The sequence below is a fragment of the Nocardia sp. SSK8 genome, from assembly GCF_037034205.1.
Taxonomy (GTDB): domain Bacteria; phylum Actinomycetota; class Actinomycetes; order Mycobacteriales; family Mycobacteriaceae; genus Nocardia.
In genome coordinates this window covers 623,872-637,347 of sequence record NZ_JBAGKD010000001.1, presented here as the reverse complement: position 1 = coordinate 637,347, position 13,476 = coordinate 623,872, and the positions used below count along the sequence as shown (strand labels likewise).

General features: G+C 70.7%; 13 protein-coding genes. 2 read left to right on the top strand and 11 right to left on the bottom strand.

Going from position 1 to position 13,476, the window contains the following annotated elements:
- Positions 1 to 116: 116 nt before the first annotated feature.
- The 3 genes from WA675_RS02910 to WA675_RS02900 form a co-directional block, all read right to left on the bottom strand.
- Positions 117 to 2,384, bottom strand: a complete 2,268-nt coding sequence (locus WA675_RS02910) for a polyribonucleotide nucleotidyltransferase (RefSeq protein ID WP_336081620.1) — start codon at positions 2,382 to 2,384, stop codon at positions 117 to 119.
- Positions 2,385 to 2,782: 398 nt separating this feature from the next.
- Positions 2,783 to 3,052, bottom strand: coding sequence for a 30S ribosomal protein S15 (gene rpsO, locus WA675_RS02905; protein WP_110035787.1), 270 nt, complete (start codon positions 3,050 to 3,052; stop codon positions 2,783 to 2,785).
- Positions 3,053 to 3,215: 163 nt separating this feature from the next.
- Positions 3,216 to 4,184: a bifunctional riboflavin kinase/FAD synthetase gene (locus WA675_RS02900; RefSeq protein WP_336081618.1), complete on the bottom strand. Its 969-nt coding sequence runs from the start codon at positions 4,182 to 4,184 to the stop codon at positions 3,216 to 3,218.
- Between the two features lie 120 nt (positions 4,185 to 4,304).
- On the opposite strand from WA675_RS02900, the gene WA675_RS02895 reads away from it, so the two are divergent.
- A complete protein-coding gene (locus tag WA675_RS02895) occupies positions 4,305 to 5,054 on the top strand; it encodes a metal-dependent transcriptional regulator (protein ID WP_442945539.1) in 750 nt (249 codons plus the stop codon).
- 37 nt (positions 5,055 to 5,091) lie between these two features.
- Here the strand turns inward: WA675_RS02895 and WA675_RS02890 are convergent, their stop codons facing one another.
- The 5 genes from WA675_RS02890 to WA675_RS02870 all read right to left on the bottom strand — a co-directional run bounded on the left by WA675_RS02890 (position 5,092) and on the right by WA675_RS02870 (position 9,879).
- Entirely contained in the window at positions 5,092 to 5,514 is a 423-nt protein-coding gene (locus WA675_RS02890) for an EF-hand domain-containing protein (protein WP_336081614.1), read from the bottom strand.
- Between the two features lie 217 nt (positions 5,515 to 5,731).
- Positions 5,732 to 6,664 carry a tRNA pseudouridine(55) synthase TruB gene (truB, locus tag WA675_RS02885; RefSeq protein WP_336081613.1) on the bottom strand — a complete coding sequence of 311 codons (933 nt, stop codon included), beginning with the start codon at positions 6,662 to 6,664 and terminating at the stop codon, positions 5,732 to 5,734.
- On the bottom strand, positions 6,664 to 7,335 hold the full coding sequence (gene npt / locus WA675_RS02880; protein WP_336081859.1) for a 4'-phosphopantetheinyl transferase Npt: 672 nt from the start codon (positions 7,333 to 7,335) through the stop codon (positions 6,664 to 6,666). The genes truB and npt overlap by 1 nt, the downstream gene beginning before the upstream one ends.
- A gap of 116 nt (positions 7,336 to 7,451) precedes the next feature.
- Entirely contained in the window at positions 7,452 to 8,426 is a 975-nt protein-coding gene (locus WA675_RS02875) for a metallophosphoesterase family protein (RefSeq protein ID WP_442945538.1), read from the bottom strand.
- A gap of 103 nt (positions 8,427 to 8,529) precedes the next feature.
- Complete coding sequence (locus tag WA675_RS02870) at positions 8,530 to 9,879, bottom strand: MATE family efflux transporter (protein ID WP_336081609.1); 1,350 nt, start codon at positions 9,877 to 9,879, stop codon at positions 8,530 to 8,532.
- A gap of 340 nt (positions 9,880 to 10,219) precedes the next feature.
- On the opposite strand from WA675_RS02870, the gene WA675_RS02865 reads away from it, so the two are divergent.
- Positions 10,220 to 11,383 carry an MFS transporter gene (locus tag WA675_RS02865; protein WP_336081607.1) on the top strand — a complete coding sequence of 388 codons (1,164 nt, stop codon included), beginning with the start codon at positions 10,220 to 10,222 and terminating at the stop codon, positions 11,381 to 11,383.
- Between the two features lie 170 nt (positions 11,384 to 11,553).
- Here WA675_RS02865 and WA675_RS02860 read toward each other — a convergent pair whose 3' ends face one another.
- From WA675_RS02860 to WA675_RS02850, 3 genes are all read right to left on the bottom strand, one after another.
- A complete protein-coding gene (locus tag WA675_RS02860; protein WP_336081605.1) occupies positions 11,554 to 12,552 on the bottom strand; it encodes a DHH family phosphoesterase in 999 nt (332 codons plus the stop codon).
- An 81-nt stretch (positions 12,553 to 12,633) separates the two neighbouring features.
- The gene (rbfA, locus tag WA675_RS02855; protein WP_336081604.1) at positions 12,634 to 13,083 is read right to left on the bottom strand and encodes a 30S ribosome-binding factor RbfA; all 450 of its coding nucleotides are present in this window, start codon (positions 13,081 to 13,083) and stop codon (positions 12,634 to 12,636) included.
- A 15-nt stretch (positions 13,084 to 13,098) separates the two neighbouring features.
- The gene (locus WA675_RS02850; RefSeq protein WP_067492601.1) at positions 13,099 to 13,392 is read right to left on the bottom strand and encodes a DUF503 domain-containing protein; all 294 of its coding nucleotides are present in this window, start codon (positions 13,390 to 13,392) and stop codon (positions 13,099 to 13,101) included.
- Positions 13,393 to 13,476: the final 84 nt, after the last annotated feature.

Below are 13,476 nucleotides of genomic sequence, written 5' to 3'. Positions count from 1 at the left end.
TTGCATAGACGTGATTCACGCCACTGCGCAGCGTCGACGGACCCGGGAAACGGCGAAACCCCCTGCCGTCGGTGACGGCAGGGGGTTTCGGGACTCCGGTGGAGCTACCGCGGCGCTTACTCGGCGGCGGTGGTCTCCTCGGCGGCGGGCTCGGCGGCGGCCTCGTCCTCGACCGGGATCAGCGAGATCTTGCCGCGGTTGTCGATGTCGGCGATCTCCACGCGCAGCTTGTCGCCGACGTTGACCACGTCCTCGACCTTGGCCACGCGCTTGCCGTTACCCAGCTTGGAGATGTGCACCAGGCCGTCGCGGCCCGGCAGCAGCGAGACGAACGCGCCGAAGGCGGTGGTCTTGACGACCGTGCCCAGGAAGCGCTCGCCGACCTTCGGCAGCTGCGGGTTGGCGATCGCGTTGATCGCGTCGATCGCGGCCTGCGCCGACGGGCCGTCGGTCGCACCGACGAACACGGTGCCGTCATCCTCGATGGAGATGTTGGCGCCGGTGTCCTCGGTGATCTGGTTGATCATCTTGCCCTTGGGGCCGATGACCTCGCCGATCTTGTCGACCGGGATCTTGATCGCGGTGACGCGCGGGGCGTACGGGCTCATCTCGTCCGGGGTGGCGATGGCCTCGGCCATCACGTCCAGGATGGTGGTGCGGGCGTCGTGCGCCTGGTTCAGCGCACCGGCGAGCACCTGCGAGGGGATGCCGTCGAGCTTGGTGTCCAGCTGCAGCGCGGTGACGAAGTCGCGGGTACCCGCGACCTTGAAGTCCATGTCGCCGAAGGCATCCTCGGCGCCCAGGATGTCGGTCAGCGCGACGTAGCGGACCTCGTCCTCACCCTTGTCGTTGGTGACGGTGTCCGACACCAGGCCCATCGCGATACCCGCGACCGGCGCCTTCAGCGGCACACCGGCGTTGAGCAGCGACAGGGTCGAGGCGCACACCGAACCCATCGAGGTGGAGCCGTTGGAGCCCAGCGCCTCCGAGACCTGACGGATGGCGTAGGGGAACTCCTCCTGCGAGGGCAGCACCGGCATCAGCGCGCGCTCGGCGAGCGCGCCGTGGCCGATCTCGCGACGCTTGGGCGAACCCACGCGACCGGTCTCACCGGTGGAGAACGGCGGGAAGTTGTAGTGGTGCATGTAGCGCTTGGTGGTCTCCGGGCCGAGCGAGTCGACCTGCTGGGCCATCTTCACCATGTCCAGCGTGGTGACGCCCATGATCTGGGTCTCGCCACGCTCGAACAGCGCCGAACCGTGGGCGCGCGGGATCACGTCGACCTCGGCGGAGAGCTGACGGATGTCGGCCAGGCCGCGCCCGTCGATGCGGAAACCGTCGGTGAGGATGCGCTGGCGCACCAGCTTCTTGGTGACCGAGCGGAACGCCGCGCCCAGCTCCTTCTCACGACCGGCGAAGTCGTCACCCAGGCGACCGAGCACCTCGGCCTTGATCTCGTCGATGCGGGCCTCGCGGGCCTGCTTGTCGGCGATGCTCAGCGCCTCGTTCAGTTCCACCTTCGCGGTGCCCTCCACGGTCTCGAACACGTCGGGACCGTACGGCGGGAACAGCGGGAACTCTTCGGTCGGCTTGGCGGCCAGCTCGGCCAGGTCCGACTGCGCGCGGCACAGGCGGGCAATGAACGGCTTGGCGGCCTCGAGGCCCTCGGCCACGACGGCCTCGGTCGGCGCCTGCGCGCCACCCTCGATGAGCGCGATGACCTTGTCGGTGGCCTCGGCCTCGACCATCATGATGGCGACGTCACCGGTCTCGGTGACGCGACCGGCCACGACCATGTCGAAGACCGCGTCCTCGAGCTGCTCGACGGTCGGGAACGCGACCCACTGGCCACCGATCAGGGCGACGCGCACGCCGCCGACCGGGCCGGAGAACGGCAGGCCGGAGATCTGGGTGGACGCCGAGGCGGCGTTGATGGCCACCACGTCGTAGAGGTCCTGGGGATCCAGGCTCAGCACGGTGACCACGACCTGGATCTCGTTGCGCAGGCCGTCGACGAACGACGGGCGCAGCGGACGGTCGATCAGGCGACAGGTCAGGATCGCGTCGGTGGAGGGGCGGCCCTCGCGACGGAAGAACGAGCCGGGGATGCGGCCAGCGGCGTACATGCGCTCTTCGACGTCGACCGTCAGCGGGAAGAAGTCGAACTGGTCCTTGGGGTGCTTACCGGCGGTGGTCGCCGACAGCAGCATGGTCTCGTCGTCCAGGTAGGCGACCACGGAACCGGCGGCCTGCTTGGCCAGACGGCCGGTCTCGAAGCGGATGGTGCGGGTGCCGAAGCTGCCGTTGTCGATCAGCGCGACCGACTCGAAAACACCGGGCTCGACCTCGACCGCGGTCGAAGTACGTTCAGTTGTCTGCGTCATTTTCTCTTCTCTCGACCTCTCGTCTCGCCGGAACGCAGCACCGGATGGGCGCGGACCAGCTGTTCGTCAGCCGTACCGGACACGGACACGGGGCAACCCTCCTGGCTGCCACGCGCAGCACCCGGCCGGATCCCCTCGGCTGGAACATTCCCAAGCGGGGCTACGCGGAGGCGATCATCGATCGAAGCCCGACGGCGGTGGAAACACTGAGGATCACCGGCCGAAAGGCCACTACCGAAGACCGACGCCACGCGGACGGATGCACACGGCTGTCACATGTTGTAGTGCACTCGAAAACCCCATGGTCTCCGAATACACGAATAGCCAACGAGAAGAAGTGTACTTCTTCCCATTGGCTACTCGCCGACCGCCTCAGCGAGGAGGCGTGTCGGGGCAGATCAGCGGCGCAGGCCGAGGCGCTCGATCAGGGAGCGGTAGCGCTCGATGTCCTTGGCCTGCAGGTACTTCGACAGGCGACGACGACGACCGATCAGGGCCAGCAGGCCGTGGCGGGTGTGGTGGTCGTGCTTGTGCTTCTTGAGGTGCTCGGTCAGGTCCGAGATCCGCTTCGACAGCAGCGCGATCTGGGCCTCCGGCGAACCGGTGTCCTTCTCGTGCAGGCCGTACTCGGCCAGGATGGCCGACTTCTGCTCGGTGGTCAGCGCCATGTGGGCAGACTCCTCATTTCTCAGGGCTCATCCCCGCTCACGCGGGGAAACACCATTGGACTGCGCTCGAAGCCCGGACATACACCGGGTGGGCGCCACCGCAGACCGCAGCAAACCCGAGAAGCCACTGTACACCCGGTTGGAGGTACGGTTTCCGCCGCCCTCAGGTGTCGGCGGCGGTGAGCACCTTGCGCGCGTTCTCCACGTCCCGGCCCATGGCCTCGACCAGGTCGTCGATGGAGTCGAACTTGCGCATCCCGCGCAGCTGCTCGACGAAGTCCACAGCGACGTGCTGGCCGTACAGGTCGGCCTCCCCGTCGAGGACGAACGCCTCGACGGTGCGCGCGCGGCCCGAGAAGGTCGGGTTGGTGCCCACCGAGATGGCGGCCATGGCGCGCTCACCGGGGGCGGCCGAGCCGATCGCGGGCCCCTCCCCGAGCACGGTGAACCAGCCCGCGTACACCCCGTCGGCCGGGATGGCGGCATGCATGGGCGGGGCGACGTTGGCGGTCGGGAAGCCGAGCCCGCGGCCGCGGCCGTCGCCGTGCACGACGACGCCCTCGACGCGGTGTGGGCGCCCGAGCGCCTCGGCCGCGGCGGCCATGTCGCCCGCGTCGACGCAGGCGCGGATGTAGGTGGAGGAGAAGGTGACGGCGTGCTCGCCGAGCAGGGTCACCCCGTCGACCTCGAAGCCGAAGCGCTGACCGAGGTCGCGCATGGTGTCGACGGTGCCCGCGGCCTTCTTGCCGAAGGTGAAGTTGTCGCCGACGACCACCTCGGACACGTGCAGCCGCTCGACGAGCAGGTCGTGCACGTAACCGGAGGGGGTGAGCTTCATGAATTCCTGGGTGAACGGCATCACGCAGAACACGTCGATACCCAGTTCCTCGGCCAGTTCGGCGCGCCGGGTCAGGGTGGTCAGCTGGGCGGGGTGCGAACCGGCCCGCACCACCTCCATCGGGTGGGGATCGAAGGTCATCAGGACCGAGGGCACACCACGCTTGTTCGCCGCCGCCACGGCCCGGCTGATCAGCTGCGCGTGCCCGCGATGCACGCCGTCGAACACGCCGATCGTGAGGACGCAGCGCCCCCAGTCCGCGGGCACCTCGTCGAGGCTTCGCCATCTCTGCACAGAGCGAAGCCTACGCAAAGCGGCACCGGAACAGAATTCCGCCTCCGCGCGGAATGTCGTGCTGCGCCGTGCCGGTTCGCCGATGTGTCATTCCGGCCAGGGATGCCTAACATCAAGAATGTGCCAGGTAAACGAGATGTCGCGACCCGCCGTGCGTCCAACCCGCCCGGTGCGCCGGGCGATGCCGCCGACATCGCGACGGTGGCGCCCGAGTTGTCCGCGGTGGCACAGGACTATCTGAAGGTCATCTGGACCGCGCAGGAGTGGTCGCAGGAGAAGGTCTCCACCAAGCTGCTGGCCGAGCGGATCGGCGTGTCGGCCTCGACGGTGTCCGAGGCGGTGCGCAAGCTGGCCGACCAGGGCCTGGTCGAGCACGCCCGCTACGGCGCCATCACGCTCACCGAGCACGGCCGCCTCGCCGCGGTCGCCATGGTGCGCCGTCACCGGCTGATCGAGACGTTCCTGGTCAACGAGCTGGGCTACGGCTGGGACGAGGTGCACGACGAGGCCGAGGTGCTCGAGCACGCGGTCTCGGACCTGCTGATGTCGCGCATCGACGCCAAACTCGGCCACCCCGACCGAGACCCGCACGGCGACCCGATCCCCTCGGTCGACGGCGCCGTGCCCACTCCCCCGGCCCGCAGGCTGTCGGACTTCGCGGCGGGCGAGTCCGGCCGGGTCGCCCGGATCTCCGATTCCGACCCCGAGATGCTGCGCTACTTCGACTCGGTCGGCATCGCCCTCGACACGGCCATCGCGGTCGAGGAACGCCGCGATTTCGCGGGCACCATCGCCGTCCGCATCGCCGCCGCCGACACCCCCACCGAACTGGGCACCCTTGCCGCCGAGGCGATCTGGCTGACGTCCTGACGCCGTGGCGGGGCGCAGTTACCGGCCCCGACGCGGGTCAACGGGACAGGAAGTCCAGCAGGACCCGGAATTCGGGGAGTGAGAGGTAGCCGTCGCCGTCCTGGTCGGCGGCGGCGAGCAGGTCGGCGGCGGGTTCGTCGATGCGGCCCGCGCCGACGTGGCGGATCAGCGAGTCCAGTTCGGGGACCGAGATGCGGCCGTCGCCGTTGACGTCGAAGACGCGGAAGGCGGCGTCGGCGTCGGTGACCTCGATGCGGCCCGCGACCACGGCGGCGTCGAATTCGGCACGGGAGACCAGGAAGTCGCCGTCGGTGTCGGCGGCGGCGACCAGGCGTTCGACGGCCGCGCGGTCGACTTCGACACCGGCGGAACGGATTCCGGTGACGATGTCGTCGACCGAGACCTGACCGTCCCCGTCCTGGTCCCACAGGGTGAATGTGTCGACCGGCTGTGCGCTCATCTGGTTGCCCTTCCCCGCGGCAGGCGAATACCGTCGCGCCGACCGTCTTCCGCCACTGTACGGACACGTGGCGCCGAGCGGGTATCCCTGCAGCACACGGTGATTCCACACGGCGGCGCCCAATAGTCTGTCCCCGGCGCCCGGACCCGGGGCGCCGGGGCGCGATCGACGGGTCGCGCGGGGGTAGGACCGCCCGCTCAGCGAGGGGGCGGGCCGGTCAGTCGCCGATGCCCTGGGGCCGGACGACCATCACCGAGGACGCGCGCTTGCCGCTCTCCTCGAGCAGCGCGATGGCGCGCCCGGCCGGATCGATCGCCGCGTACACGCCCTTGATGCCGATCGGTTCCAGCCAGCGGCCGTTGCGCAGGTCGTTCGCCTGGGACTCGTCGATGTCGCGGTGCGGGAAGGCGGTGCGCACGGCGGTGTCGATATCGAGGCTGAGCAGGGGCTGTTCGGCCTCGGCGGCGGCCGCCAGCTGCTCCAGGGTGCGGGCGTGCTCGAGGGTGAACGGGCCGACGCGGGTGCGGCGCAGGGCGGTCAGGTGACCGCCGACGCCGAGCGCGGCGCCCAGGTCGCGGGCCAGGGCGCGGATGTAGGTGCCCGAGGAGCACTCGACCTCCACGTCGAGGTCGACGAACTCGCCCTCGGCGACATCCCGGCGGGCCAGCACCGCGAAGCGCGACACCGTCACCGGGCGGGCGGCCAGCTGCACGTCCTCGCCCGCGCGGGCCCGCGCGTAGGCGCGCTCGCCGTCGACCTTGATGGCGCTCACGGTGGCCGGGACCTGCTGGATGTCGCCGGTGAGGGCGGCGATCCCGGCGGCGATCGCGTCGTCGGTGAGGTGCAGCGCGGGGGTGGTCGCGGTGGTCTCGCCTTCGGCGTCGTCGGTGATGGTGGCCTGGCCGAGGCGGATGGTGGCGGTGTAGGCCTTGGTGGTGAGGATCAGCTGACCGAGCAGCTTGGTGGCTCGTTCCACACCGAGCACGAGCACGCCGGTGGCCATCGGGTCGAGGGTGCCCGCGTGACCGACCTTCTTGGTGCGCAACAGCCGCCGGCTGCGGGCCACCACGTCGTGGCTGGTCCAGCCGCCGTCCTTGTCGACGATCACCAGCCCGCCGAGCTGGTCGACCGCGGGGGTCCGCGCCGCCATCAGCCGTGCGCGATCGCGGTCAGGATCAGCCCGTCGGCGATCAGCCAGCGTCCGTCGAACTCGGCCAAGGGGGTGCCTCCGTCGTTGGTCGTGCCGGGGATCAGCAGCTTCGTGTGGAAGGTGCCGGAGCCCGAATCCGCGGTGCGGGAATCGATCTCGAAGCTGATGTGCGCGTCCTCGAAGCCGAGCCAGCGCAGGGTCAGCGGGAACCATGCCTTGTAGGTGGCCTCCTTGGCACAGAACAGCAGCCGGTCCAGGTGCAGGCCGTCACCGGAGGTCCCGGCCAGCCAGTCGCGTTCGGCGGGCAGGCTCACCGAATCCAGGACGCCGTCGGGCAGGGGGCCGTGCGGTTCGGCGTCGATGCCGACGGAGCGGAATCGCAGCGCGTGCGTCATCGCGGCGGCGCGGTAGCCGTCGCAGTGGGTGAGGCTGCCGACGATGCCGCGCGGGAACAGCGGCATGCCCCGCTCGCCCTTGCCGATGGCCACCGGCTGCTCCCCGAGCTGTTCGAGGGCCAGCCGCGCGCAGTGCCGGGCGCCGATGAAATCGCGGCGGCGCTTCTCGACCGACTTCGCGATCAGGTGTTCCTCGGCCGGGTGTGCCGTCAGGTCCTCGGGATAGGCCAGCAATTCGGCGGTGGCCACCCCGGACGGCAGGATGGCACGCAGCAAACCGGTCTCCGCGCGCGTCGTGGCCGGACCCGCGTGGCTGCCCGGCGAGTTCGTACCCGGTGAGTTACCCATGGTCATCACCAAATCAGTGGTCGTAGCCCGAAGCAAATCACGCGTCAGACCCCGCGCCGCCGGTCGGCCTTGGCCCGCATCTCCGCCGCGGCGGCCTCCATCTCCGGTGTCACCGGGAAATGGCCGCCCCAGGCATTGAGGTCGCCCTCGGCGTAGACCGGTTCGGGCAGGATCTGGCGCAGCAGCGGCTCGGGCATGCCGCGGCGCTTCCATTCGCGCGGGTAGCCGAGGGAGACCTCTTCGAAGCGGACACCGTCGTAGTAGGTGGTGCGTGGGATGTGCAGGTGGCCGTAGACCGCGCACACCACGTTGTAGGTGGTGTGCCAGTCGGCGGTGAGGTCGGTGCCGCACCACAGCGAGAACTCCGGGTAGAACAGGATCTCGGTGGGCTGACGGACCAGCGGGAAGTGGTTGATCAGCACCACCGGCGTCTCGGGGGCGAGCGCGTCGAGGCGGCGCTGGGTGTACTGCACGCGCGCGTGGCACCAGGCGTCGCGGGTGAGGTACGGGTCGGGGGTCAGCAGGAATTCGTCGGTGGCCACGACATTGCGTTCCCTGGCCACGGCCAGGCCCTGCGCCTTGGTGGTGGTCCCCTCGGGCAGCCAGGAGTAGTCGTAGAGCAGGAACATGGGCGCGAGGGTGACCCGGCCGCCGTACCGCTCGGCACCGGCGCCGGTCCACACCGGGAACGGGTCCTCCGGGGTGACGACATCCAGGTCGCGGCACATCGCCACCAGGTACTCGTAGCGCGCGGCGCCGTGCATCTGGACCGGGTCCTTGGGGGTGGTCCACAGTTCGTGGTTGCCCGGCACCCAGATCACCTTGGCGAAGCGGCGACGCAGCAGTTCCAGCGCCCAGCGGACCTCGTCGGCCTTCTCGCCGACGTCACCCGCGACGATCAGCCAGTCCTCGGGCGAGTCCGGCTGGATCTGCTCCACGACCGGCTTGTTGCCCTGGTGCCCGACATGGACATCGCTGACCGCCATCAACTTGGGAATCACCGCTCCACCGTCGCACATCCCGTCACCGGCGCACCGCCGGGTTCCCATTGGCTGGATCCGGCCACCGCGATCCGGACCTCCGGGGAATCGCCGGGCCCGGCCCGACCCCACGCCGCCCGCCTCACGCGACCCCGCGCGGGATGTCCACGCCGACCCGGGCCCACCGGCCCGACCGGGCCCGGCCGACGACCGCGACCAGGCGCAGCAGCATGAAGGCGACGAGCCCGGTCCAGATGCCCGCGACGCCCCAGTCGAAGACGAGCGAGAGCCAGATCAGGGGCAGGAACCCGGTCAGCGCGGCGACGAGGGTGGCGGTGCGCAGGAAGGCCGCGTCGCCCGCGCCGAGCAGCACACCGTCGAGGGCGAAGACCGCGCCCGCGACGGGAATCATGGCGACGAAGAACCACCAGATGACGTGGATCCGGTCGAGGACCTGGGCGTCGGCGGTGAACAGCAGCGGGATCACGCCGTAGCCCGCGGCGAACAGCCCGGCCAGGACCAGGGCGAAGATCCCGGACCAGCCGGTGACCCGGCGCGCGATGCCCTTGGCGCCGCGCGCGTTGCCCGCGCCCAGGGCCGCGCCGACCAGGGTCTGCGCGGCGATGGCCAGCGAATCCAGGGTCAGCGCGAGGAAGTTCCACAGCTGGAGCACCACCTGGTGCGCGGCGACCGAGGCCGCGCCGAAGCGGGCGGCCACCGCGGCGGCGGAGATGAAGCACGCCTGGAAGGACAGGCTGCGCACGATGAGGTCGCGGCCGAGCACGAGCTGGGCGCGCATGATCGCGGGGTGCGGCCGCGGCGACACCCGTTCGCGTAACAGGGCATAGACGAACAGCGCGCCGGTGACGAGCTGTCCGGCGAGATTGGCCACGGCCGAACCGGCCAGTTCCAGCCGGGGCGCGCCGAGCAGGCCGTAGACCAGGATCGGGCACAGCACCGCCGACAGCGCCAGGCCCGCGATCACGTACAGCAGCGGCCTGCGCACATCCTGGACGCCGCGCATCCAGCCGTTGCCCGCCATCGACAGCAGGATCAGCGGGACCCCGCACAGCGCGATCCGCACCCAGATCAGCGCCTCCGCGGCGATGTCACCCCCGCCCGCGATGGCCGCACACAGCGGCGCCGCGAACACCTGGATGACCAGCACGATCAGCAGCCCGATCGCCGCTCCCACCCAGCTGGCCTGCACGCCCTCGGCGACCGCTCCCCCGCGGTCACCCGCACCATGCCGCCGGGCCGCCCGGGCGGTGGTCCCATAGGACAGGAAGGTCAGCTGCGTACTGACCGACCCCACGATCACGCCACCCACGGCCAGCCCCGCCAGCGCGAGCGCCCCCAGCCGCCCGACCACGGCCATGTCGAACAGCAGATACAGCGGCTCGGCCACGAGGACACCGAGCGTAGGCACCGCGATCCCCAGAATCCGCCGCGGCCCCGCCTGATCCACCGCGTCGACCACCGCAGACCCCACGCCGGACCTCCCCACCGAAGGCGCCACTGTCGGCGCGTTGTCCACTGTCTCGCCGATCCTGGCACACGCCACCGACAAGGACGTAGCGCCATACGAGCGCGACGGGCGACGGGCGACGGGCGACGGGCGACGGGCGACGGGCGAAACGATGCGTCGGCAAACCTCCACCGGCACTCCCTCGATCGAGACGAGCGATGAGATGCACCGGCCCGGCCGAGGTATCCGGCGGTGCGAAACATGAGCGCGGAATGCCCACACCGGCAATACTGGTCGTCCGCCCAGCTTCACGGGACATCCGCGCGAACCCGGTTCGCCCGAGACACTCAGGACTGCGATCGACATGGCGTTTGCGCGACGATGGCGGGTGATCACCGCCTTCGCCCTGGTCGGGGCGGCGACCCAGCTCGTGTGGCTCACCTATGCCCCGGTGACGACCGTCGCCGCCGAGCACTTCGGGGTCTCCGAATCGGCCGTCGGCTGGCTGGCCAATATGTTCCCGCTGCTCTACGTGGTGCTGGCGATTCCGGCGGGCATCCTGCTCGACCGCTGGTTCCGGCCCGCCCTGATCGCCGGGGCGGTGCTCACCGCGATCGGCGCCGATCTGCGGCTGCTGCACGACGGATTCGCCGTGGTGCTGCTCGGGCAGACCGTGGTCGCGGTGGCGCAGCCGCTGGTGCTCAACGCCATCACCGGGATCGCCGGGCACTATCTCCCGGCGAAGGACCGGGCCACCGGGATCGCCGTCGGCACGGCCAGTACCTTCGCCGGGATGGCGGCCGCGTTCGTGCTCGGGGCGGCGCTGCCCGGCGCGGATCAGCTCACGACACTCGCGGCGATCGGCGCCGTCTTCGCCACGACGGCCGCGGCGCTGCTCGCGCTCGAACTCCGGCGCGCGGGCCGCGGGCCGATGGCGAGCACCGCGACCTCGATGGTGGCCTTGCGGGCCACCCTCGGCGACGGCTACGTGCGCAGGCTGTGCGCGGCGGTGTTCTTCCCGTTCGGCACCTTCGTCGCCCTGGCGACCTTCGGCCAGGCCCTGCTGGAACCGGCGGGCGTGAGCGCCGACGCGGCCAGTGTGGTGCTGCTGGTCAATGTGGTCGCCGGTGTCGTCGGCTGCGCGGTCATCCCCGTCGCGGTGCTGCGCCGTGGCGTCGAACTGCCTGCCGTCATGGTGGGGTTGACGGCCAGCGCCCTGGCCTGCCTGCTCGTCGCCGTGGCGCCGGGCCTGGCCACCGGCTTCCTGGCCTTCGTCCTGATCGGCCTCACCCTGCTGCCCGCGCTGCCGATCGTGCTGGCCATGGCCGAACGCCACACCGGCACCGCCGACGGCACCGCCGCGGGCCTGATCTGGATGACCGGCAATCTCGGTGGCCTGGTCGTCGCCGGACTCACCGGCCTGCTCGTCGACCGCCCCGCCCTCGCCTTCGGCCTCTGCGCCACGACCACCGTCCTGGGCGCCCTGCTGGCCGCCCGCCTGCGCCCGGTCGCGGTCTCCATCAGCTGAATCCGACGACCACACCGCCTCGGCCGGACCCGCCCCGGTGGAGGCGACAGGCCACTCCTTCCGCGCCCGCAGCTGGGAAAGTACAGGAGGCCCAGGCCGGGTCCAGCGCAGAATCAGGGCCGCCCGAGTGCCGCGACCGGCGCGCGAACAGCGCCACCCGGAGCAACCCCTCAGCCCAGGGCCGCGACCAGCGCGCGCACCACGCCTTCGGCACTGCCATACGTCGTGTACCCGGCCGCGAAGCGGTGGCCGCCACCGCCGAACACACCGGCGACCGCGGCGACATCGACACCGTCGGAGCGGCCGGGAGCCGAATCGCGGGAGCGCAGCGAGACCGTCCACCGGTCGTTCTGCCCACGGGCTTCCTTGAAGACCGCCGCGATCCCCGCCTCGGCGGTGGTGCGGACGACATCGATGACGCTCTCGACCTCTTCGGGACCGACCTCGTGGGTGTCGGCGGCGCGCACCAGCGCGTAGACCAGCCCGACCCCGGCCGCGTCGGGGACGACCACCGCGGTGGACAGGGCCTTCGCCAGCATCGGCAGCCAGGCGAACGGATGGGTGTCGAGCAGCACGCGGGTGATCTCGGTGCCGTCGATGCCGGTGGCGAGCAGACGCTCGGCCAGCTCGTGGCTGCCGGGACGGGCCCAGCGGAACGAGCCGGTATCGGTGACCAGGCCCGCGAACAGGCAGTGCGCGATCTCGGCGTCGAGGACGACGCCCCAGGCGTCGAGCAGCCGGGTGACCAGCTCGGTGGTCGAGGCCGCGGATTCGTCGATGAGATCGATGGTGCCGAACCCGTCGTTGGCACGGTGGTGGTCGATCACCACGGTCGTGCCCGCGCCCGGTAATCGGTCGGCGAGCGCGCCCAGCCTGCTGCGGGCACCACAGTCGACCACGATCAGCAGATCGACCTCGGCGGGCACCCGCGCGGGCGGCACCACATGCCGCACCCCGGGCAGCGTGCGCAACGACAGCGGCAGCTCGGCAGGCTCGGCGAACGACACGCACACCGGCACCCCGCGCCGCTCCAGGGCCAGTGCCAGCGCCAGCCCGCTGCCGATCGTGTCGGCGTCGGGATGCACATGGCACAGCACGGTCACCGAACGCGCCGCCGCCAGCGCGGCGACGGCGGCGTCCAGCTGGGTGCCGTCCAGAATGCCGGTCATCCGGCACTGCCCCCGGGGCATGCCCGGGCGCCCCGCGTGCGCACGCGGGCCAACGTCACCGGACGCCGGGCAGACATGGGGCTACTCGGCGTCTTCGTCGTCGCGATCGGACTTGTACGGGTCGGCCTCACCGGCGTGGGTGGCATTGGCCGCCACCTTGGCCACCTCGTCGTCGATGGCGCGCGCCCGGGCGAGCAGCGCCTCCATCTCGCGGGCCGCGTCGGGCACCTTGTCCAGCGTGAACGACAGGATCGGGGTGAACTTCACCCCGGTGCCCGCGCCGACCTTGGACCGCAGCACACCCTTGGCCGCCTCCAGACCGGCGGCCGCGGCCGCGTAGTCGGGTTCGGCGTCGAGCGTCTCGCCCATCACCGTGTAGAACACCGTCGCCTCGCGCAGATCACCGGTCACCTTGGCATCGGTGACGGTGACGAACCGCAGCCGCGGATCCTTGATCTCGTATTCGATCGCGGTGGCCACGATCGCGGAAATCCGCTTGGCGAGTCGGCGTGCCCTGGCTTGATCCACCATGGGTCTGTCCTCCTCTTAGTCTTCGGGTCCGAAGATCCGGCGGCGTACTGCCAGCAACTCTATCTCCGGACGGGCGGCGACGTGCCGCTCACACTTGTCGAGCACCTCGTTCAGGTGTCCCGTTTCCGCACTGACCATGGCCACGCCGAGCAGGGCTCGGCGGTGCAGGTCCTGATCTCCGGCCTCGGCGGCGTTCACGGCGAAGCGCTTCTGCAGCTCGGCGAGGATCGGCCGGATCACCGACCGCTTCTCCTTGAGCGAGTGCACGTCACCGAGCAGTAGATCGAATTCGAGCGCACCGATGTACAGCGGTGCTCACCTCCTGGTAGATGGGATCGCCCGCATGACCACACGCCGCATCCGAAGCTCGGATGCGGCGTGTGGAACGGTGTG